The following is a 19,876-nucleotide window of genomic DNA, read 5'->3' on the forward strand; positions in this document are numbered from 1 at the left end:
CTCACCACAAAACAAACCCCCCCCCCCCCTCCCCCCCCCCCCCCCCCCCCTCCCCCCCCCCAACCCCCCCCCCCCCCCCCCCCCCCCGCGACGGAGGGAGCTTTCGATGCTTCGCCGATTTCTCGCCATGGCCGCGGTGGTCATCGCGGCGAGTTCGCTCCTGACCGCACCGGCGCAAGCGACGCCCCGCCACGGCGGGTATCTCGCGCTCGGCGATTCCGTGGCGTTCGGTTACCGGCCCGACGCGGGCGCGGCCTATTTGAACGCGGCCAACTTCAGCGGCTACGCCGAGAAGTACGCGGCACTGCGCGGCCTCCGGCTCGCGAACGCGTCCTGCCCGGGTGAGACGACGGGCAGCCTGCTGGTCGTCACCGCACCGAGCAACGGCTGCGAAAACGGCTACCGCTTGGCCTATCCCCTGCACGTTTCGTATGCGGGCGCGCAGATCGACTACGCCGTGCAGTACCTGCGGACCCACCGGGACACCCGGCTCGTGACGCTGACCATCGGCGCGAACGACATGTTCCGGTGCCCTGACACGACGCCGGACCACTGCACGGGCGCCACTTTCGACGCCGCTTTGGCCCAGGTGAGCCGGAATCTCGCGGCGATCCTCTCCACGGTGCGCGCCCACTACCGCGGCGACGTCGTGCTGGTGTCGTACTACTCGCTCGACTACCGCGACCCGGCCCAAGTGGCGCAGGTCAAGGCGATCAACGCGGCGCTGACGCAGGTGACCCGCCGCTACCACGGCAAGATCGCGGACGGCTTCACGGCGTTCTTCCTGGCATCCCTGCGCACCGGCGGCGACCCGTGCGCGGCGGGGCTGCTGATCAAGCTGCCGGGCGGCGGCTGCGACGTCCACCCGACCGCGGCCGGCCACCGCGCCCTGACGGCGGCCTTGGCGTTCGCGCGCTGAGCCGGACGGCTGTCATTCGCGACTCCGGTGACCGCGACAGCACAGCCTCCGGATGGAAACGCGCTGAGTCAGACGGCCTGAACCTCGACCCCGGCGGCTTCGAAGGCGCGCACGGCCTCTGGAGCGGCGTCGGTGTCCGTGACGAGGGCGTGCACCTGCGCCGTCTCACAGATCCGCGCGAAGGCGCGCCGGCCCAGCTTCGAGCCGTCCGCGACGGCGACCACACGCTCGGCACGTTCCACCATCAGCCGGTTGATGCTCGCCTCGCCCTCGTGGTGGGCGAACGCGCCGGCGTCGGGGTCGAAGGCGTCAACCCCGAGGAACAGCAGGTCGATGGTGAGCTCGCTGAGCACGCGCGTGGCGAGCGGCCCGCTCAGTTCGAACGACTGCGGCCGCGCGACGCCCCCAGTGACGACGATCTTGACGTTCGGCCGCACGGCGAGCTCGTGCGCGATGTTCAGCGCGTTGGTGACGACGGTGATCCCGGGCGCGTCCCCCCGGCCGCCCAGGTCCGAGCGGATGGCCAGCGCACGGGCGACGCCGGCGGTGGTGGTCCCCCCGTTGAGGCCGACAACCATCCCCTTCGCGGCCAAGGCAGCGGCGGCGGCGCTGATCCGCTGCTTTTCGGGGACGTGCCGCGCGGTCTTGTAGCGCAGGGGGAGGTCATAGGCGAGATCGTTGGCGACGGCGCCCCCGCGGGTGCGCGTGAGCAGCTGCTGTTCGGCGAGGTGGTCGAGATCCCGCCGGATGGTGGCGGCGGAGACGTCCAGCTCCGCGGCGACGTCCTCGACGTCGATCTTTTCCCGCTGCCCCAACATGTCCAGCAGGGTGGTCAACCGTTCGTGCCGGGCCATCGGCGGTACTCCTAGCTTGGGCTCTCGGTCGCCTATCGCGCATCCGGTTGCGCTGTTGGCCGCCGTTTCGAGCAGTATGCTGCATCGAGGGTGACGCTTTGCACGTGGGGCTTGGGTTGTCCCTTGTGTGGCTGGCATCCACTGATACGGCTTCGCCGGGGCGTGGGAAATCGGCGCTTCTTGTCCTTGCTTACCGCTCGGTGCCGGAGCGCCGATTTCCCACGCAACGGTGTCCCTGCCGAGGACTTGTTCTCACCAGTTCGAGTGATGACATACGTTCGATCTTCGGTAATCTTGTTGTATGGACCGGGAAACGGTGTGGCAAGCGGACGCGGTGGCCTTGGCCGACCGCATCTCCGCACTGCTCACCGTTGTGCGGTCTGCCGAGGCCGAGATCGGTTCTCTGCTGGCGGAAATCGAGTCCCGCGGCGTCATGGAACTCTTCGGATACCGTTCTGCCGCACGGCTTTTCAAACACCTCGCCGACGTTCCCAAGTCCGCTGCCGAGACCGTGGTCAAGCGAGCCCGCGCTCTCACTCCGAGCCGCACCCTGGATGGCACGCCCATTCCCGCTATCGCTCCCGCCACCGGCGCTGCCGCCACCGGCGCTGCCGCCTCGGAGGGGCGGTTGAGCAGCCCGATGATCGACACGATCGTCGGGGTGACGACCCAGATCCCGCCCGAGCACCGCGATGATGCCGAGCAGCACCTGCTCACGTTCGCCGCCGAAGCCGGGCACAAGCAGGTCGCCGCTTTGGTGCACGCATCCTGGCCCACCTCGACCCTGATGGCGCCGCACCCGACGAGACCGAACCGGCCGCCCAGCCGCGAATTGTCGTTGCGTCGCAAGAGAACCGGATTTTGGGAGCTGAACGGCCGTTTCGACGACGAGACCGGCGCCCGAGCCAGCGCCCTGTTCGACTCGCTCGCCGAGCGCCACAGCACCGACGAGGGCCCAGACTTACGCTCCCCACTGGAACGCTACGGCGACGCCTTCTCCGACGCCATCGACCTGACTTTCAACTCTCCGGAGTTGCCGATGCAGGCCGGCGAACGAGCCCGCAGCCAACCGGCTACGGGCCTACACCCACGCCCAACATCGACCTCGCGCCGGCAGCCGGGCCGGCTGGCGATCTCCGCCGCCAAGAAGGTCGCGTGCCGGCTATGCGCAACAACTGTCACGGAGTGCAGGCACGAAAAAGGCCACCCTCGACGAGAGTGGCCCGCGTGAACGAATCAGCGCTGCTTGATCAGGGACGACCCCACTCGAAGCGGCGGGACTACCGAGGCTTGCGCCGCCAAAGGCCGGTGACCACGGCCAGCGCTCGGGACCGAGGCGTCCGGACCACGGCCGGCTCCGGGCCGACCCTGCGGCGCATCCGGTAGGCGAGCTCGAGCACTTCGAGGTCCTCGGGCCGGCGTCTGCCGTGGACGTCCGGCCGGAGCATCAGCTCCCCCACCGTGACGGGCTTGCCACTGGCACGGTGGGCCGTGCGCGCCATCGGGAACCTCCGCTGGATTGGGCCGATCAGGACCTGATGGCTGGTGATTCTATGAATCTGATTCGGGTTCGTCACCTTACTGGCCAGTTCTGTCCGGCGTGTTCGCCGAACCCGTCAGCCAGGACGCTAGCCTCGGCGCATGATCACTGTGGGGAGCCTCGGCGCGGAAGACCGTCCGGCCTGGGAAAACCTGTTCGCCGGCTACAACACGTTCTACGGCCGGACGCTCGCGCCCGAGCTGGTGGACCGCGCCTGGCGTGAGTTCGGAACCGGCGAACGGATGCACGCGCTCGGTGCGCGGCTCGACGGCGAACTCGTCGGCATCGTCCACTTCTTCACGCACGTCAGCACGACGTCCGCCGACGTCTGCTACCTGCAGGACCTGTTCACCGATGACAAGGCGCGCGGGCGCGGGGTCGGCCGCACCCTGATCGAGGCCGTCGCCGACTGGGCGCGCGAGCGGGGCTGCGTCCGCGTCTACTGGCACACGCACACCTCGAACACCACCGCCCGGCGCCTCTACGACCAGGTCGCCCTCGACAAGGGGTTCATGCAGTACCAGATCCCGCTCGGCTCCTGACGTCACCGGCGGTGACGGCCACCGCCGCCGCAGTCGTGGTGGCGGCCGCCGTCGTGGCCGGCACTCCACCCTCGCCACCACAGCGAGGAATCCGGGATCTCGTGCCGCACCGGAGCCACCTGCTTCGGCGAGCCCTGCGGCTTCGCCTGCTTCAGCGGTTTCACCGGCAGATTCGCCTGGCCGATGATCTTGACCGCCTTCGCGAGGTTTCCGCGGCGAGCGGGCGATACTCCGGAACTCGATTTCGGCTCGGCAGCCGCCGGGACGATTCCGCCCGGATCGACGGGTGGCGCCACGGATTCCGGAGCGGGCTTCGCGGGCGGAATCACGACGTCCGCGGGGAACGGCACCAGCGGGACCGTCGCGGGTTCCAGGTCGACCTGCGGCCACGCCGCGCCCGCGCTCCGCTCGACCGGCATCGACACCGCCGTCGCGACTCCGCCGGTCAGTGCGAGCGCGCCGGCGACGACGGAGAACACCCGAATCCGGGCCAGGGATCCCAGAGCCGGCGACTTCTCCCGGTGCCGCGCTCGACTGTTCGCCACGCGCTGACGGTCGTGCGCCTCGGCGGACCGGACCAGCAGCTCGGCCACGGTGACCGCCTCACTGCGCGGAGCCCTGCGTGCCATCAAACCCTCCACCTGGGCCGTCCGGGCGCGGGCACTGCGTCCGGACGGCCGATCATAGGAATGGTTCAGGGTTCTGTAAAGGCTCGCTCACCCAGAGTTTCAGCCGAGCCGGCCGCCCCCGTCCACATGCAGCACACTGCCCGTGACGAACGGGTTCGCCAGCGCCTGCAGGGTCGCCGCCGCGACGTCCGCGGTGCTGCCCACCCGCCGCGCCGGAGTCGCTTCCGCGGTCCGGCGGAAGAAATCTTCTTTTCCCGCGCCGAGGCGGTCCCACGCGCCGGAGTCGACGATCCCCGGCGAGATCGCGGTGACGCGGATCGGCGCGAGGTCGACCGCGAGCGCCTGCGCGAGGAACGCGACCGCGCCGTTCGTCGTGGCCATGACCGTGCGCTCCGGGGCCGGCCGCCACGCCGCGACCCCGGAGAACAAGGCGATGGCGCCGCCGTCGCGGAACCGCGGGGCGAAGTGCTTGGCCAGCATGAGCGGCCCGATCACCTTGGCGTCGAACGCCCTCGTGACCGCGTCCCGCGCCAAGCCCGCGACCGGTCCGTTCGCCGGCGCTCCGGCGAGCGAGACCAGGTAGTCGAGTTCGCCCACTTCGGCCGCAAGCGCTTTCAGCGACGATTCGTTGCCGAGATCCGCGAATGCGGCGCGAATTCCGGGAACGCCGATCCGCGCCGGATCCCGCCCGGCCAAGGTGACTTCGGCACCGGCCGCGTGCGCGTCCGCCGCGATCCGGCGCGCGATCCCCGATCCGCCGCCGACTACGACCAGCCGCTTTCCTCCGAACGACATTTCCGTGCTCCTTCCGTCTCGCACACCGGAGTCAGCGCCCGACACCGCCGGAACAATCCCTTCGCGATCCCGACGTTTTCGACGACTGCGATAGAATGAGCGAATGCCTACGCTGCGCGCGCTCGAGTGCCTGGTCGCGGTGCTGGACGCCGGGTCGATCACCGAGGCGGCGGCCCGGCTGCACCTCTCGCAGCCCGCGCTGTCGCACCAGATCGCCGCGCTCGAACGGGAACTGGGCACGCCGGTGCTCGAACGGCTCCCGCGCGGGGTCCGGCCGACCGCCACCGGGCGGGCGGTCCTGGCCGACGCGCGCGCCGCGCTGGCCGCCGCCGAGCGCGTGGTCCGGGCCGGTCGCGCGGTCGCCACCGGCGGCGAGGGCACGCTGCGGATCGCGTGCGCGGAGAGCATGACCGCCGGGCTGCTCGCTCCCGTGCTGCGGAAGTGGCACCGGCACCGCCCGGGCGTGCTGATCACGCTCACCGAGACGACGAGCGCGGACGCGCTGGTGGCGACCCTGGACGCGGGCGAGGCCGACGTCGCGGTCGGGCCGCGGCCGAGCCACTGGACCGGGCCGGCGGACCTGGTGGGACGCGAAGAGATCGTCGTCGCGCTGGCCGCCGACCACCCGCTCGCCACCCGGGCGGCGGTATCGATGGCCGACCTGGCCGGGGTGCCGGTGGTGCACTACCACCCGGACAACGGCCTCGGAGCCTGGCTCGACGAGCAAGCCGCACAGCGCGCTACCGTGCTCGGCGCGGTGATGCGGACGAAGCAGGCGGCGACGGCGGCGCAGCTCGCGGCGGCCGGGCTGGGTGTCGCGCTGGTCCCGACGACGGCGCTGACCCGCACGTTCGCGGGTGCGCTGCGGCGGCTGAAGCCCGCTCTGCACCGTGATGTCGTCACGTTCACCGCGACGCCGTCGGATTCGCTCGTCCGGCGGTTTTCTTCGGACGTGACGCACCGCGGGATCGCCGTACCCGGTGCCCTGCTGGACGAACTCTCCTCAGCGACCCGTTAAGTCCTGGTGAATGTGACAGATTCCCTACGAAGGTTTTGTGCCATCAGGACGAACTTCTCTTCGCGGCCCCGATTTCGCTGTGCCATTCGCCAAAGTTCGCTTCCATCGGATAGCTTGCTCCTACCGGTCAGTACCGGTGGGTGGGGCCGATCGGGTGAGGCGATCAGCGAAGATCGAGGGAAGCGGGGACGACCATGCCGAAGCACCGGCCACGTCGCAAGAGCACACGCGGTGTCCGCCGCACCGCGGCCGCGCTCGCCGGCGGCGCGCTCGTCGTGCTGCCCACGCTGACCACCGGCCTGCCCACGCCGGTCGTCATCGCCGGTGCCGGGGAGACCCTGCCCGACCAGGCCGCTCCGCTGCAGCAGCCGAACATCGTCATGCCCCCCATCGCCGTCGACGGCAGCCTCCCGCAGCCGCCGGTGCCGATGCCGCTGGTCGTGCCGGGTGGGCACGCCGGCTCGGCGGGCATCTCCGGACCGCTCGGCATCCCGGCCAGCATGCTCAAGGCGTACCAGAACGCCGCCGACATCCTCGCCCGGGAACAGCCGAACTGCCACCTCGACTGGGCACTGATCGCGAGCATCGGCCGGATCGAGTCGAACCACGCGCGCGGCGGGTACGTCAACGCCGGCGGCGACACCCTCGAGCCCATCCTCGGCCCGGTGCTCAACGGCGCCGGCGCGTTCGCCGCGATCCCCGACACCGACGGCGGCAAGTACGACGGCGATGCCGTCTGGGACCGCGCGGTCGGCCCGACGCAGTTCATCCCGGCCACGTGGAAGGGCTACGCCTCCGACGGCAACGGCGACGGCGTCTCGAACCCGAACAACATCTACGACGAGGCCCTGGCCACCGGGCGCTACCTGTGCTCCGGCGGGCTCGACCTCTCGACCGACGCGGGCCAGCGGATCGCCGTGCGCCGCTACAACAACTCGCAGTCCTATGTGGACACTGTGATGGCGTGGGCCGCGGCCTACCGCGGCGGGGTCGCCCAGCTGCCCGACAGCGAGGTGCCGATCGGTGCGCCGGACGCTCCGGACGCCGCCGCCGCGGGTGGCCCGGTCGGTGCACCCGCCCCGCCCGCGCCGCCCGTGGCCGCCCAGCCGCCGGGCTCGCTACCGGGCACGGTGACTTCGCCGACCAGCACGTCGCCGTCGTCGTCCACCCCGGCGACGACGCCGGGAACGCCGAGCACGGACCCGACGACGACCCCGCCGTCGTCCACGACGCCGCCGCCGGAGACCACGAGCACCACGCCGACGACCAGCACCACGGCGCCGGCCAGCACGCCGGCCGACTCGGTGAGCACGGCGACCGAAACCACCACCACCAGCCCGACGACGTGAGCCCGGTGGAGCCGTTCCTGGTGCACATCCGCTGCGACGCCGACGGCTACACCCACGCCGTGACCGAGGACGAGTTCGCGGCGGGCCGGCACGACGGGCGGTTCCGCGCGGTGTGCGGGCACGTGGTGCTCGCGGCGCCGATGATCGAGGCGCCCGGCCGGTTCGACCCCGTGTGCCGGGACGTCCTGCGTGAGGCTCCCGCCGAGCCCTCGGTGCCCCGGCAGGAACGCCGCCGGTCGAGGTGGCGCGTCCGCCGCTAGCCGACCAGTGCCTGGATGCCGTCGAGCATGCGGTTCAGGCCGAACTCGTAAGCGGTGTCGCCCTGGGCTTTCGCGCTCTCGTCGAAGCCGCCGCCGAGCCAGACGCGGTTCATCGCCGGGTGCGCGTCGACCACGAAGTAGTTCTCCCAGAACGACGACCGCTGGTGCCACCACGCCTCGGTCGACTGCCCGGTGCTGCGCTCGAGGCGGGTGTTCTCCGCGCCGAGGGCCGCGTTCGCGTCGACGTAGGTGCCGATCCCGTTGGCCGCCGCCACGGCCTCCCGCGGCGGCAGGCCCAACTCGTCCATGATGGACAGCAGGTACTCCTGCCCGGCCAGCTGACCGGGCCCGAGCGGCGGCCGGACCCGCGAAACCTCGCACAGCCACGGGTGCGTGCGGTACGCCGCGCGCGTCCGCTCGGCGTAGAGCGCCACCTGCTCGCGCCAGTCCGCCGGGCGCGGTTCGCCCGGCCCGGGCAGGCGCCGCTCGACGAGCACGTCGTCGACCATCAGGTCGACCAGCTCGGCCTTGCCGGGCACGTAGGTGTAGAGCGTCATCGTGCCGGCGCCGAGCTCCTTGGCGACGCGGTGCATCGACGCGGCGGACAGCCCGTCGGCGTCCGCGACCGCGATCGCGGCGGCGACGATCCGCTCGACCGTCAGCGTCGGACGGCGGCCCCGGGTCGGCTCGGTGGCACCACCGCGGGCGCGCCAGAGCAGCGCGAGCGTCCGGTCCACCTCTTCGGCGCCAGTGCGTTCGGCGGTCATGCGCTCCCCTCGCTCCTCCGGCGCGATCCTACCCGGGCCGGCCGTCCGACCTGGCATTCTGGAGGTATGACCGGACGCAAACCGCCCAAGGTCTCCTTCCGCTGGTGGGTCGACCGGCAGATCGGCGAGGCCCGCGAACGCGGCGAGTTCGACGACCTCCCCGGCACCGGCAAGCCGCTGCCGAAGCCCACCGGCAACGACGCCGCGACCGACTGGGTGCTGCGGCAGGTCCGGGCCGGCGGCCACGACACGAAGGCGCTGCTGCCCCCGGCCCTCGCCCTCAAGCGCGAAGTCCAGGACCTGCCGGAGCGGCTCGCCGGCGAGCGGGCCGAAGAGCGGGTGCGGGAGGTCGTGGCGGACCTCAACGAGCGGATCCGCCAGGCCTACCTCAACCACCACACCGGCCCGCCGCTCACCGTCGCGCTGGTGGACGTCGAGGAAGCCGTCGAGGACTGGCGGCGCTCACGAGCCGCGTCGTAGCAACGCTCGTTCGGCTGCCGTCCACGCCGTCGTCGTGAGCAGGTAGATCCCGGCCGCCTGCGGCACGACCAGCGTCGCGAGCACCGTGCCGTAGGGCAGCAACCGGAGCAGCCTGCCGCCCGGGACCTGCGCGGTCGCGTCGCGGTGGCGGTCCTGCCAGCGCACCGAAAACCACGCGACGACCGCCAGCCCGGCCGCGACCACGAACACGAGCGGGCCGCCGGCCAGGCCGTGCGCGCCCAGCGGCGTCCCGAACAGCGTCGCGCCGAGCAGCGAGTTGGGCTCGCCGCCGACCGTGGGCGTCGTGAAGAGCCGGTACATGACCATGAAGAACGGCAGCTGCAGCAGCATCGGCAGGCAGCCGGTGAACAGCGAGGCCCCGGACTCCTGCTGCAGCTTCGTCATCTCCGCGGCCAGCCGGTCGCGGTCACGGCCGTGCTTGGCCCGCAGCTCCTGGATCTCCGGCATCAGGGCGGCCCGGGCGCGCTCGCCGCGGGCCGCCGAGCGGGCGAGGGGGTGCAGCAGCAGCCGCACGCCGAGGGTGAACAGGACGATGGCCAGCGCGGTCGAGAGCGGGCCGGTGAGCGCGTGGATCAGGTGGTACGCGCCCGCCACGGGCACGTCGAGGAAGCCGAACATGGGCAGCACTCCGCAAGAGTGGAAGGGGTGTGAGTGAGCGGAATGGCTGCGTTTCCCAGGTGCTCCTACGCAGCCGTGCTGCGGGAAGCGGGTGCTCGCGGCCTGCTGCGCCCCGGGGCGCCGGGGTCGCGCAGGCGGATCGACTCGGCGCGCCGGGCCCGGCGGCGCAAGGCGGCGACGCGGCCGCGCACGGGCACCGACCACAGGGCGACCTCGCACCCGTGCGTGCTGCCGACCAGCAGCACGACCAGGAGGCTCGCGGCGGCGAGAGAGGCGAAGGCGACCAGGGCCGTCGGGCTGGTCACGACGGGGAACGCGAGCTCCAGCAGGGTGTTCACAGCGGTCGCCCCCTTCCTCTTCGTGACCCCAGGGTAGCGGAATCGGGACCCCTGCCGTCCCGAGCTAACAGCCCGATGGGCTGTAACCTGGTTCGATGAGAGGCCAATTCGTCGTCGTGCCGATCCTGGCGCTGCTCCTGCTGTTCACCGTTCCCTGGTGGACGCTCGTCCTCGCGCCGGACTGGGGCACGGCGGCCACGATCGCCGGCACCGCGGTGTTCGCGCTGGGCCTGGTGACCATGCCGGTCGCCATGGTCCGCGGCCACGGGCGGCGCCAGCGCGACGGCGGCGCGCGCCTCGGCGACTCGCTGCTGGCCGTGATCTGGGTGCTGTTCAGCTGGTCCGTGCTGAGCCTGGTGCTGCGCGCCGCGCTGCTCGGCGTCGACGATCCGGCGCGGTCGCGGATCGTCGCGGGCGTGACCTTCGTGGTGGCGGCCGGCCTGCTCGTGCACGGCAACCGCGTCGCCATGCGGGTGCCGCCGGTGAAGGCGGCCGACGTCGTCATCCCGCGGCTCGGCCCGGGCCTCGACGGCCTGCGCGTCGCCGTGCTGACCGACACCCACTACGGGCCGATCGACCGGACGAAGTGGTCGGAGCAGGTCGTCGCGGCGGTCAACGCCCTCGAAGCGGACGTCGTCTGCCACGCCGGCGACCTCGCCGACGGCGCAGTGGCCAAGCGCCGCAAGCAGGTCGACCCGCTCGGCGGCGTCCAGGCCGCGCTCGGCCGGTTCTACATCACCGGCAACCACGAGTACTTCGGCGAGGCCCAGGCGTGGCTCGACCACATGGAAGGGCTCGGCTGGGACACGCTGCACAACCGCTCGACGCTCCTGGAGCGCGACGGCGACCGCATCCTGTTCGCCGGCATCGACGACCCGACGGGCGCGGCGTCCGGCCTGCCCGGCCACGGTCCCGACCTGGCCGCCGCGTTGGCCGACCGGCCCGCCGACGTCCCGGTGGTGTTGCTCGCGCACCAGCCCAAGCAGGTGCGCGAGGCGCGCGAAGCCGGCGTCGACCTGCAGATCTCCGGGCACACGCACGGCGGGCAGATCTGGCCGTTCCACCTCCTGGTCCGGCTCGACCAGCCGACGCTGTCGGGCCTGACCCGGCACGGCCCGACCCAGCTGTACAACAGCCGGGGCACCGGGTTCTGGGGACCGCCGTTCCGGGTCTTCGCGCCCAGCGAGATCACGCTCCTCACCCTGCGCTCCGCCTGACCCGAGCGCCCCCAGGCCACAGAGGGGATCGTTCCCTACCGACAACTTTTTTTGTCTTGACACTTTCGATCGTCGGATGTCAGGCTGTCCGCCATGACCACCACCGCGATCCGCCCCCGGTCCCTCGTTCCTTCGACCACCACCCGCGGGCTGCTGACCTGCGGCGTCCTCGCCGGGCCCGTCTTCGTCCTCACCGGCGTCGGCCAAGGCCTGACCCGCGCCGGCTTCGACTTCACGCGCCACCCCGCGAGTGTCCTTTCCAACGGCTCGCTCGGGTTCCTCCAGATCACGAACTTCCTGATCACCGGCCTGCTGACGATCGCGGCCGCGGCCGGGATCCGGCGCGTCCTGCCCGGCCGGTGGGGGCCGAGACTGCTGACCGTCTACGGCGTGAGCCTGCTCTGCGCGGGCGTCTTCCGCGCCGACCCGCAGGACGGCTTCCCGGCCGGCACCCCCGCCGGTCCGCCGGCGGCGATCAGCTGGCACGGCACGCTGCACTTCGTCGCCGGCGGTATCGGCTTTGCCGCCCTGGTCGCGGCCTGCTTCGCGATCGGCTCGCACCTCACGCCCGCGCGAGCGTGGTACTCGCGGCTCAGCGGGTTGCTGTTCCTCGTGGGCTTCGCGGGCGTAGCGTCCGGCTCGGCGAGCCCGGCCGTCATCCTCGGTTTCTGGGCGGCCGTGGCGATCGCCTGGGTCTGGCTCGCCACCACGTCCGTCCACCTGATGCCGCGAGGAGAGTCCCGATGAGCACCATGGTTTCAGCCGCCGACGGCACGAAGATCGCCTACACCCGCGCCGGCTCCGGCCCCGCGCTCGTCCTCGTCGACGGCGCGATGTGCTACCGCGGCTCGTCCCCGAACGACGCGCTCGCGAAGGAACTGTCCACGCGCTTCACCGTGTACACCTACGACCGCCGCGGCCGGGGCGAGAGCACCGACACCGGGCCGTACGCGGCCGAGCGCGAGGTCGAGGACATCGCCGCGCTGGTCAAGGAAGCGGGCGGGGAGGCGTTCCTGTTCGGCATCTCGTCGGGCGCGGCGCTGGCGCTCGAAGCGGCTCGCACTCTCCCGGTGACCAAGCTGGCGCTGTACGAGCCCCCGTTCGTCGTCGACGGCACCCGTCCCCGCGTCCCGGCCGACTATGCGGCCCGCCTCGGCTCGGCATTGGCCGCGGGAAAGCGCGGCACGGCGGTGAAGATGTTCATGACCGAAGGCGTCGGCCTCGGCGGCGCGATGGTGGCGATGATGCGGATCATGCCGTTCTGGTCGAAGCTCAAGCGCGTGGCCCACACGATCCCGTACGACACGGCGCTGGTCGTCGAGCACCAGGCGGGGTCGCCGCTGCCGGCGGCGTGGCCGGAGGTGAACGTCCCGACACTGGTCGTGGACGGCGGCCGCAGCCCGGCCTGGATGCGCAACGGCGTGTCGTCGCTGGCGAAGGTGCTGCCGTCGGCGGAGTACCGGACGCTGCCGGGCCAGACGCACATCGTGAAGGCCGCGGCGCTGGCCCCGGTCCTGGCGGAGTTCTACCTGAGCTAGGCGGCGATCGTCCGGACCCAGACAAGGAAGGGCGGGATCGGCGGATCGGGCTCGCCGGCCGCGACGGGCTCGAGGTCGTCCCACGGCATGAACCCCGGGCTCGGGTCGGCGAGGAAGGCCTCGACGATCGGGCCGAGTTCCCCGGCCGGCACGTACTCGGCCGCGAAGGGAAGCTCGTCGGGGCCGAGCGACGTGAGCGAGACCTTGAGGGCGCCGACCTGCTCGTCGTGCCAGACGTAGAAGGTCGCCGGCCCGCCGGGGCGCAAGCGCGCGTCGAGAGCCGACGCCACGGCCTCGAAGGCCGCGACGATCCGCTCGGCCGTCACCTCGGCCCGCTGCTCCGGGGACGCTCCCACGTACCAGGAGTTCTGCCGCGCTTCGGCGACGTGGTCCGCCGGCTCCAGCAGGTACTCCTCCGTCGCCAGCTCGGCGATAGCGTTCAGCACGAAGCCATTGTGTCCAGGAGGATCGGCCCGTGCGCATCCGGATCATCGACGCCGACATCACCACGCTCGAAGTCGACGTCGTCGTCAACGCCGCCAACTCCTCGCTGCTCGGTGGCGGCGGGGTCGACGGGGCCATCCACCGCAAGGGTGGCCCCGAGATCCTCGCCGCGTGCCGGAAGCTGCGGGCCGGGCACTACGGGAAGGGGCTCAAGACCGGGCAGGCTGTCGCCACCAGCGCCGGGAACCTGCCCGCCACCTGGGTCGTGCACACCGTCGGCCCGGTGTGGTCGCCGGCCGAAGACCGCTCCGGACTCCTTGCCGACTGCCACGGGAACTCGCTGCGAGTGGCGAGGGAACTCGGCGCCAGGACCGTCGCCTTCCCCGCCATCTCCACCGGGATCTACCGGTGGCCCCTGGAGTCGGCCGCCGAAATCGCCCTGACCACCGTGGTCCAAGCCGAGCCCGGGCCGATCGAGGAAGTCGTCTTCGCCCTGCGCGGGGAAGCCGCCGTGAACGCCTTCCGGGCTCGTCACAACTCCCTTGCCTGAACGATCACCGACCGGGCAGGGTGCAGGCGTGCCCACCCGCGCCCTGGTCTTCGACTTCGACGGCACCCTCGCCGACACCGAATCCGCCGTCCTGCAGTCGTGGCGGGACGTCTTCCGCGAGCACGGCGTCGAGCTGCCGATGGAAGCCTGGTACGCCGTCATCGGCACGCAGCACACCACCGCCGCCATGTTCGCCCTGCTCGGCGAGCACGTCCCCGGCATCGATCCGGAGGCGCTGCGGCCCGTCACCCGGGCCCGCGTGCTGAAACTCCTCGAAAAGCTCGGCCCGCGCGAAGGCGTCCGAAGCTACTTGGAGACCGCGAAGGACCACGGCCTCAAGCTGGCCGTCGCCTCCAGCTCGTCCGGGGCCTGGGTGAACCCGCACCTCGAACGGCTGGACATCGCGCGCTACTTCGACGCTGTCCTCACCGGGGACCTGCACCGGGCCAAGCCCGACCCGGACCTCTACCTCGCCGCGCTCGACGCCCTCGGGGCCGAAGCGGCCGAGACCATCGCCTTCGAGGACACGCCCCACGGCGTCACCTCCGCCAAAGCCGCCGGACTGACCTGCGTCGCCGTGCCGAACGCCATCACCGAGAGCCTCGACTTCGGCCAGGCCGACGTCGTGCTGCCGTCGTTCACCGCCAAGCCCCTGGAAGCCCTCCTCAGCCGCTGACCAGCGCCTGCAGCCGGTCCAGGAACGGCAGCTGGCCCTTCACGAGCTTCTCGCGCGCGACCTCGAGCGGGAACCACTCGACCCGGTCCACCTCGGGGAACTCCTGCTGGCGACCCGAGCGTGGCGGCCACTCCAAGGAGAACGTCCCGGGCACCACCGCGGCCGGGTCGAGGTCGGCTTCGACCGCCCACGCCGTGACGACCTTGCCGCCCGACTGCTTCACCTCACCGAGCGGCACGTACTCACCGGAGGGCGCGGGCAGGCCCAGCTCCTCCTCGAACTCGCGCCGGGCCGCGTGCTCCGGCGGCTCGTCCGGGTCCAGCTCGCCCTTCGGCAGCGACCACGCCGCCGCGTCCTTCTTCGCCCAGAACGGCCCGCCCATGTGCCCGAGCAGCACTTCGACGTCCTCGCCCCGCCCGCGGTGGAGCAGGAGCCCGGCACTGCGTTTGCCCGCCATCGACACAGTCTCCCGAAAGTCGCCAAAAAAGATTTCGCGGGGCTGTCGATCCGGGGAGAACCCACTCGACGCGTAGGCAGAAGGCAAGGAAGAACCCAGGAGAGGAACCCCGATGACCACCACGATCACCCCCCAGACCCAGACCGCCGCCACCCGCACCGAGGCCACGAACCCGGTCACCGGCATCGTCGTCGGCGCCTCGCGGATCGTGATCTCGTTCCTGTTCGGCTTCCACGGCCTGCAGGGATTCGGCTTCTTCGGTGGCATCGACGGCCAGGGCGGCGGCGTCCCGTTCGGCTCGTTCCCCGGCTGGTGGGGCAGCGTCCTCGAGCTCGCCGGCGCGCTGCTGCTCCTCGTCGGGCTCGCCAGCCGGCCGGCCGCGATCCTGCTGTCGGGCGTGATGGCCTACGCGTACTTCACCGTGCACGCCCCGATGGGCCTGCTGCCGCTGCAGAACATGGGCGAGCCGTCCGCCGTCTACGCGTGGGTCTTCCTGCTGTTCGCCGCGATCGGCCCGGGCCGCTTCGCCCTCGACACGCTCCTCAAGCGCCGCCGCTGAGCTCACCAAAAGCCTCTGAAGGCCACCATCAGGGCACTGGATGCCCTCATGGTGGCCTTCAGAGGCATTTGCGTGGAGTCAGTAGCCGCCCTGAGCCGCCGCCAGGTCCGACCGCGCCATCACGTGTTCCATCAGGCTGGTCAGCACCTGCTTCGTCGACTCGCGCTCGCGGGCGTCGCACAGCAGCAGCGGGACGTCCATGCCGACGTCGAGCGCCTGCCGGACCTCCTCGGTGCCGTAGCGGTACGCGCCGTCGAAGCAGTTCACGCCGACGACGAACGGCAGGTTGCGGCGCTCGAAGAAGTCGACCGCCGCGAAGCAGCTGTCCAGCCGGCGCGTGTCGGCCAGCACGACGGCGCCGAGCGCGCCCTCCGCCAGCTCGTCCCACATGAACCAGAACCGGTCCTGCCCCGGCGTGCCGAACAGGTACAGGATCAGGTCCGGGTTGATCGTGATGCGGCCGAAGTCGAGCGCGACCGTCGTGGTGGTCTTCTGCTCGATCCCCGAGAGGTCGTCGACGCCCTCGGACGCGGTCGTGATGACCTCTTCGGTCCGCAGCGGCGGCACTTCGCTCACCGAGCCGACCATCGTGGTCTTGCCGACCCCGAACCCGCCGGCGATGAGTACCTTGACCGCGGTCGCGGTCAGGTTCCGCCGGGGGTCAGAGTTTCCGGATGCCATCAAGGACCGCCTGCAATACGTGTCGGTTGGGGGATTCCTGGGCCGGTGCCGCGGTACGGAACAGCACCAGGTTCTGCTCGATGAGGTCGCTGAGCATCACCTTGACCACGGGCAGCGGCAGGTCGACCCGCGCGGCCACCTCGGCCACCGAGACCGGCCGCTGGCACAGGGCGATGATGCGCGCGTACTCCGGTTCGAGCATGCCCGCTTCGTGCGCGGTGCGCAGCGCCACCACGAGCGTGATGAGGTCGAGCCCGAGCGTGTCCGACCGCGTGCGGCCGCCCGTGACCGCGTACGACCGGACCAGGGGGCCGGCCTCGTCGTCGAACCAGGCTTCGTGCCGTCCGCTCATGGCGACGTGGGAAGGACGCCGGCACCGGTCCGCGGGGCCGAGGTGAGCACCTGGCCGACGCGCTTCACCATCAGGTTCATCTCGTACGCGACCAGCCCCATGTCCGCGTCTTCACGGGCCAGCAGGGCGAGGCAGGCACCCCGGCCGGCCGCCGTCACGAACAGGAACGCGTGGTCCATCTCCACCATCGTCTGGCGGACGTTGCCGCCGCCGAAGTGCCGTCCGGTCCCGCGCGCCAGGCTCTGGAACGCCGAAGCGACCGCCGAAAGGTGCTCGGCGTCCTCCTCGGAGAGGTTCCCCGACCTGCCGATGAGCAGGCCGTCCGAGGACAGGACCACCGCGCGATCCGCCCCGGCGACCCGCTTGACGAGGTCGTCCAGCAGCCAGTCGAGCTCACTGACGCCTGAGTTGGCCATTACTCGCGCTCTCCGTACCTGTCGTCGTTCTCGGCTGGTTCTTCGTCACGGCCGCGCCGGGTGCCCTGCTGGAAGGCGGACAGCCGGCTGCGGGCGGCCTCCGGCGAATCCAGCCGGACTTCCTCCCGCTCCTGCGTGGCGGGCTTATCTTCCCGCAACTGCGGAACGAGGCTCTGCTGACGTCGCCGTTGCGGCAGCGGCGGGCGGCCCGGGGCCTCCGGGCGGCGCGGCTGCTCCGGCCGGCCTTGGGGCATCGCGGGCCGCGGTTCGGACGGCGGCCACACCGGCGGCTGCGCGGCCGGGCGGGCCGGCCGGGACGTCCGCACGGGCGGCACGGGCGGGCGCACCGGGGCGACCGCCGGCTGCGCCTGCGTCGGCTGGCTGACCGGCTCGGACACGGATCCGACGGGGACCGGCGTCGGCACGGACGGCGGCTGGACCGGTGCCGGCGGGGCGGCGGGCGCCGGGGCCGTTTCGGGCTGCGACACCGGCTGGGACACGGGCATCGGTGGCTCGGTCCGGTGGCGGGCCGCCGGGCGGCGGACCGGCCGGCGCAGCGGCGCGACCTCGTCGTTCACCGGCTCCGGCTCGACCGGGTTCGGCACCAGCTCCGGCTTCGGCGGGGTGATCGGCTGCTCCGGCTCGGACTCCGCCAATGGGGCCAGCAGGTCGGTGCGCACCAGCACGATGGCCCGGGTGCCGCCGTAGGCCGACTCCCGCAGGTGCACCTGGATGCCGTGGCGGGCCGCCAGCCGCGCGACCACGAACAGGCCGAGGCGCGGTTCGTCGGACAGCGCCATGATCCCGAAGTCCGGCGGGCTGGACAGCATCGTGTTGATCTCTTCGGTCTGGTCCGGCTCGAGCCCGAGGCCCTGGTCCTCGACCTCGATCACGACGCCCTTGCCGACCACGTTGCCGCGCACCTCGACCCGCGACTGCGGCGGCGAGAACGACGTCGCGTTGTCGATCAGCTCGGCGAGCAGGTGCACGAGGTCGCCGACGACCGGGCCGCGGATCGCGATCTGCGGCAGCGCGGCCGTCTTGACCCGGGCGAAGTCCTCCGTCTCGGCGGACGCGCCGCGGACCAGCTCGGCCAGCCCGACCGGGTTGCGCCACTGCCGGCCCGGCTGCCCGCCGCCGAGGATGATCAGGTTCTCGGCGTTGCGGCGGGCGCGGGTGGAGAGGTGGTCGAGCTGGAACAGGGTGTCCAGCTGCTCCGGGTCCTCCTGCTTGCGCTCCGCCTGGTCGAGCACCTTGAGCTGGCGGTGCACGATGACCTGGCTGCGGTGGGCGATGTTGAGGAACACCGCCTTGGTGCCCTCCTTGATCTTCGCCTCGTCGATGGCGGCCGCGATGGCGGTCTGCTGCGCCTTGTTGAACGCGTCGGCGACCTGGCCGATCTCGTCGGTGCCGTGGTCGAGGAAGTGCCCGCCCTCTTCGAGGTCGACGGGCTCGCCCGCCTGGACCCGGGCGACCAGCTCGGGCAGCCGGACCTCGGCGGCGTCGAGGGTGTCCTCGCGCAGCCGGTGCAGGCGGCCGATGAGCCGGTTCGACAACCGGACGGCGACGAACACCACGAAGACCGCGAACAGGACCGCGATCACACCGGCGATCAGCGACTCGGTGAACGTCGAGTCGGCGTCGTTGATCGCGGCCTGGCTGGCGTTCGAGCTCTGCAGGACGAAGATGCCCGACAGGGCGTCGCCGACGAGCCGGGCGCTGGTGCGCCACTGGTCCTGCGGCACCGGCAGCTTGGTCAGGTCACCGCGCAGGAAAGCGGTTTCGACCTGGGTCACCACCTGCCACGGCTGGCTCGCCAGCAGCTGGTCGTACTTCGCCTTGACCTCGGGGATCATCTTCGGCGCCGACGCGTCGAGCTGCGCGTGGTAGGCACCGACCTGGCCGACGTAGGTGCGGAAGTCCTCGTTGCTCAGCCCGCCCGCGGCGAGCCCGGCGGCGGCGAGCGCGTCACTGCGCTGCATCGACTCGGCCGCGGTGAACATCGGGATGGCGGTCAGCCGGTCGAACGCGTTCTGCGCGCCGCGCGCGTTCTGCGCCAGTCCGGCCAGGCCGTCGGTGAACTGGTCGATGATCTTGTTGTAGAAGGTGTAGGCCTGGCTGATCTGGATCTGGCCGCTGTCGACCGCCTGGCGCGTCTGCGGCAGCTGCTGGAAGAGCCCGAAGAACGTGGTGATGTTCTTCTGGACACTCGGCGGGGTGTCGTCGTAGCCCGCGAAGTTGTCCCTCAGGTACTCGATCGTCTTCGCGGCGTTCTGGTCCGTCTTGGGACGGACGGCCGCGAGCACGGCCCGCTGGTTGCCCTGGCCCGCGAGCAGGCTCAGGGTCGCCTGGCGCTCCTGCTGCAGCGCGCCGAAGAACGGGATCGACGGAGCTTCCGAGCCCCGGATCCGGTTCACGTAGTCACGACCGGTGACCGCGTCGTAGATGAGGTAGCCCGCGAGCGCCACCCCGACGAGCAACAAGGCCACACTGGGGATGAGCGCGATCGTGAGCACGCGCTTCCGAATCGAGGATCCCCGGTTGCGTCGAAGAGAAATCTGCTTCACCTGGGTCCGTTTTCCTTCCGGCAGTACATGGTTTCGGGTCGCCCGAGGCGGTCAACACCCGGATTCCGACCAGCCGGATCAACATCACCGTGGTCTGCTTCGCCCGCGACGACGGTATGCAGCCCTTCAAGGCGCGTCAAGTCCGTGGCGAGAACGTGATCTTGGAACGGTGACCCGTCCACACTTGCTGCCTGCGCTTGGAAAGTCCACCACCGAAAGTCGTGACGTTCGTCCCAGCACTGCTTCCGTTCCGTCAGCGGGATGCAGGCTGTCCGGTGGTGCGATCGAC

At 71.5% G+C, this 19,876-nt stretch carries 26 protein-coding genes; 13 read left to right on the forward strand and 13 right to left on the reverse strand.

Going from position 1 to position 19,876, the window contains the following annotated elements:
* Positions 1 to 106: 106 nt before the first annotated feature.
* A complete protein-coding gene (locus ACZ4TR_RS21105) occupies positions 107 to 919 on the forward strand; it encodes an SGNH/GDSL hydrolase family protein (RefSeq protein WP_465288617.1) in 813 nt (270 codons plus the stop codon).
* 68 nt (positions 920 to 987) lie between these two features.
* Here the strand turns inward: ACZ4TR_RS21105 and ACZ4TR_RS21110 are convergent, their stop codons facing one another.
* The gene (locus tag ACZ4TR_RS21110; protein ID WP_465288618.1) at positions 988 to 1,773 is read right to left on the reverse strand and encodes a DeoR/GlpR family DNA-binding transcription regulator; all 786 of its coding nucleotides are present in this window, start codon (positions 1,771 to 1,773) and stop codon (positions 988 to 990) included.
* Between the two features lie 301 nt (positions 1,774 to 2,074).
* Between ACZ4TR_RS21110 and ACZ4TR_RS21115 the strand changes: the two genes are divergently transcribed.
* Positions 2,075 to 3,004 carry a DUF222 domain-containing protein gene (locus ACZ4TR_RS21115; RefSeq protein WP_465288619.1) on the forward strand — a complete coding sequence of 310 codons (930 nt, stop codon included), beginning with the start codon at positions 2,075 to 2,077 and terminating at the stop codon, positions 3,002 to 3,004.
* 49 nt (positions 3,005 to 3,053) lie between these two features.
* Here ACZ4TR_RS21115 and ACZ4TR_RS21120 read toward each other — a convergent pair whose 3' ends face one another.
* Entirely contained in the window at positions 3,054 to 3,275 is a 222-nt protein-coding gene (locus ACZ4TR_RS21120; RefSeq protein WP_465288620.1) for a hypothetical protein, read from the reverse strand.
* 139 nt (positions 3,276 to 3,414) lie between these two features.
* On the opposite strand from ACZ4TR_RS21120, the gene ACZ4TR_RS21125 reads away from it, so the two are divergent.
* The gene (locus ACZ4TR_RS21125; RefSeq protein ID WP_465288621.1) at positions 3,415 to 3,855 is read left to right on the forward strand and encodes a GNAT family N-acetyltransferase; all 441 of its coding nucleotides are present in this window, start codon (positions 3,415 to 3,417) and stop codon (positions 3,853 to 3,855) included.
* Between the two features lie 2 nt (positions 3,856 to 3,857).
* Here the strand turns inward: ACZ4TR_RS21125 and ACZ4TR_RS21130 are convergent, their stop codons facing one another.
* The gene (locus tag ACZ4TR_RS21130) at positions 3,858 to 4,484 is read right to left on the reverse strand and encodes a hypothetical protein (RefSeq protein WP_465288622.1); all 627 of its coding nucleotides are present in this window, start codon (positions 4,482 to 4,484) and stop codon (positions 3,858 to 3,860) included.
* A gap of 99 nt (positions 4,485 to 4,583) precedes the next feature.
* Positions 4,584 to 5,279 (reverse strand): SDR family oxidoreductase, encoded by a 696-nt coding sequence (locus ACZ4TR_RS21135; RefSeq protein WP_465288623.1) that lies wholly within the window; start codon positions 5,277 to 5,279, stop codon positions 4,584 to 4,586.
* Between the two features lie 103 nt (positions 5,280 to 5,382).
* On the opposite strand from ACZ4TR_RS21135, the gene ACZ4TR_RS21140 reads away from it, so the two are divergent.
* From ACZ4TR_RS21140 to ACZ4TR_RS21150, 3 genes are all read left to right on the forward strand, one after another.
* A complete protein-coding gene (locus ACZ4TR_RS21140; protein ID WP_465288624.1) occupies positions 5,383 to 6,297 on the forward strand; it encodes a LysR family transcriptional regulator in 915 nt (304 codons plus the stop codon).
* A gap of 194 nt (positions 6,298 to 6,491) precedes the next feature.
* Positions 6,492 to 7,646 (forward strand): lytic transglycosylase domain-containing protein, encoded by a 1,155-nt coding sequence (locus ACZ4TR_RS21145; protein ID WP_465288625.1) that lies wholly within the window; start codon positions 6,492 to 6,494, stop codon positions 7,644 to 7,646.
* Positions 7,643 to 7,906 (forward strand): hypothetical protein, encoded by a 264-nt coding sequence (locus ACZ4TR_RS21150; RefSeq protein WP_465288626.1) that lies wholly within the window; start codon positions 7,643 to 7,645, stop codon positions 7,904 to 7,906. The genes ACZ4TR_RS21145 and ACZ4TR_RS21150 overlap by 4 nt, the downstream gene beginning before the upstream one ends.
* Here the strand turns inward: ACZ4TR_RS21150 and ACZ4TR_RS21155 are convergent.
* Positions 7,903 to 8,673 carry a TetR/AcrR family transcriptional regulator gene (locus ACZ4TR_RS21155; RefSeq protein ID WP_465288627.1) on the reverse strand — a complete coding sequence of 257 codons (771 nt, stop codon included), beginning with the start codon at positions 8,671 to 8,673 and terminating at the stop codon, positions 7,903 to 7,905. The two genes, ACZ4TR_RS21150 and ACZ4TR_RS21155, sit on opposite strands and share 4 nt — an antisense overlap.
* Positions 8,674 to 8,739: 66 nt before the next feature.
* Here ACZ4TR_RS21155 and ACZ4TR_RS21160 point away from each other — a divergent pair, with 66 nt between their 5' ends.
* Entirely contained in the window at positions 8,740 to 9,153 is a 414-nt protein-coding gene (locus tag ACZ4TR_RS21160; protein WP_465288628.1) for a DnaJ family domain-containing protein, read from the forward strand.
* On the opposite strand, the gene ACZ4TR_RS21165 is transcribed toward ACZ4TR_RS21160, so the two are convergent.
* Together ACZ4TR_RS21165 and ACZ4TR_RS21170 are read right to left on the reverse strand one after the other, a co-directional pair.
* Entirely contained in the window at positions 9,136 to 9,792 is a 657-nt protein-coding gene (locus ACZ4TR_RS21165) for a YidC/Oxa1 family membrane protein insertase (protein ID WP_465288970.1), read from the reverse strand. The two genes, ACZ4TR_RS21160 and ACZ4TR_RS21165, sit on opposite strands and share 18 nt — an antisense overlap.
* Positions 9,793 to 9,857: 65 nt before the next feature.
* Positions 9,858 to 10,130, reverse strand: coding sequence for a DUF6412 domain-containing protein (locus ACZ4TR_RS21170; RefSeq protein WP_364521540.1), 273 nt, complete (start codon positions 10,128 to 10,130; stop codon positions 9,858 to 9,860).
* Between the two features lie 95 nt (positions 10,131 to 10,225).
* Between ACZ4TR_RS21170 and ACZ4TR_RS21175 the strand changes: the two genes are divergently transcribed.
* From ACZ4TR_RS21175 to ACZ4TR_RS21185, 3 genes are all read left to right on the forward strand, one after another.
* Positions 10,226 to 11,347: a metallophosphoesterase gene (locus tag ACZ4TR_RS21175; RefSeq protein ID WP_465288629.1), complete on the forward strand. Its 1,122-nt coding sequence runs from the start codon at positions 10,226 to 10,228 to the stop codon at positions 11,345 to 11,347.
* A 93-nt stretch (positions 11,348 to 11,440) separates the two neighbouring features.
* Positions 11,441 to 12,094: a DUF998 domain-containing protein gene (locus ACZ4TR_RS21180; protein ID WP_465288630.1), complete on the forward strand. Its 654-nt coding sequence runs from the start codon at positions 11,441 to 11,443 to the stop codon at positions 12,092 to 12,094.
* Positions 12,091 to 12,885, forward strand: a complete 795-nt coding sequence (locus ACZ4TR_RS21185) for an alpha/beta fold hydrolase (protein WP_465288631.1) — start codon at positions 12,091 to 12,093, stop codon at positions 12,883 to 12,885. The genes ACZ4TR_RS21180 and ACZ4TR_RS21185 overlap by 4 nt, the downstream gene beginning before the upstream one ends.
* On the opposite strand, the gene ACZ4TR_RS21190 is transcribed toward ACZ4TR_RS21185, so the two are convergent.
* Positions 12,882 to 13,331 (reverse strand): hypothetical protein, encoded by a 450-nt coding sequence (locus tag ACZ4TR_RS21190; protein WP_465288632.1) that lies wholly within the window; start codon positions 13,329 to 13,331, stop codon positions 12,882 to 12,884. The genes ACZ4TR_RS21185 and ACZ4TR_RS21190 overlap by 4 nt on opposite strands.
* Positions 13,332 to 13,360: 29 nt before the next feature.
* On the opposite strand from ACZ4TR_RS21190, the gene ACZ4TR_RS21195 reads away from it, so the two are divergent.
* Entirely contained in the window at positions 13,361 to 13,879 is a 519-nt protein-coding gene (locus ACZ4TR_RS21195) for an O-acetyl-ADP-ribose deacetylase (RefSeq protein WP_465288633.1), read from the forward strand.
* Between the two features lie 28 nt (positions 13,880 to 13,907).
* Positions 13,908 to 14,555, forward strand: a complete 648-nt coding sequence (locus ACZ4TR_RS21200) for an HAD family hydrolase (RefSeq protein ID WP_465288634.1) — start codon at positions 13,908 to 13,910, stop codon at positions 14,553 to 14,555.
* Here ACZ4TR_RS21200 and ACZ4TR_RS21205 read toward each other — a convergent pair.
* The gene (locus ACZ4TR_RS21205) at positions 14,545 to 15,012 is read right to left on the reverse strand and encodes an NUDIX hydrolase (RefSeq protein WP_465288635.1); all 468 of its coding nucleotides are present in this window, start codon (positions 15,010 to 15,012) and stop codon (positions 14,545 to 14,547) included. The two genes, ACZ4TR_RS21200 and ACZ4TR_RS21205, sit on opposite strands and share 11 nt — an antisense overlap.
* Positions 15,013 to 15,124: 112 nt before the next feature.
* Here ACZ4TR_RS21205 and ACZ4TR_RS21210 point away from each other — a divergent pair, with 112 nt between their 5' ends.
* On the forward strand, positions 15,125 to 15,571 hold the full coding sequence (locus ACZ4TR_RS21210; protein WP_465288636.1) for a DoxX family protein: 447 nt from the start codon (positions 15,125 to 15,127) through the stop codon (positions 15,569 to 15,571).
* 78 nt (positions 15,572 to 15,649) lie between these two features.
* Here the strand turns inward: ACZ4TR_RS21210 and ACZ4TR_RS21215 are convergent, their stop codons facing one another.
* The 4 genes from ACZ4TR_RS21215 to ACZ4TR_RS21230 are packed head-to-tail and all read right to left on the reverse strand — an operon-like array spanning position 15,650 to position 19,536.
* Positions 15,650 to 16,252: a GTP-binding protein gene (locus ACZ4TR_RS21215; RefSeq protein WP_086674902.1), complete on the reverse strand. Its 603-nt coding sequence runs from the start codon at positions 16,250 to 16,252 to the stop codon at positions 15,650 to 15,652.
* Positions 16,233 to 16,604, reverse strand: a complete 372-nt coding sequence (locus ACZ4TR_RS21220) for a DUF742 domain-containing protein (RefSeq protein WP_155541361.1) — start codon at positions 16,602 to 16,604, stop codon at positions 16,233 to 16,235. The genes ACZ4TR_RS21215 and ACZ4TR_RS21220 overlap by 20 nt, the downstream gene beginning before the upstream one ends.
* On the reverse strand, positions 16,601 to 17,020 hold the full coding sequence (locus ACZ4TR_RS21225) for a roadblock/LC7 domain-containing protein (RefSeq protein ID WP_284745731.1): 420 nt from the start codon (positions 17,018 to 17,020) through the stop codon (positions 16,601 to 16,603). The genes ACZ4TR_RS21220 and ACZ4TR_RS21225 overlap by 4 nt, the downstream gene beginning before the upstream one ends.
* A complete protein-coding gene (locus ACZ4TR_RS21230) occupies positions 17,020 to 19,536 on the reverse strand; it encodes a sensor histidine kinase (protein ID WP_465288637.1) in 2,517 nt (838 codons plus the stop codon). The genes ACZ4TR_RS21225 and ACZ4TR_RS21230 overlap by 1 nt, the downstream gene beginning before the upstream one ends.
* Positions 19,537 to 19,876: the final 340 nt, after the last annotated feature.

Source organism: Amycolatopsis sp. NPDC028719 (assembly GCF_055565395.1).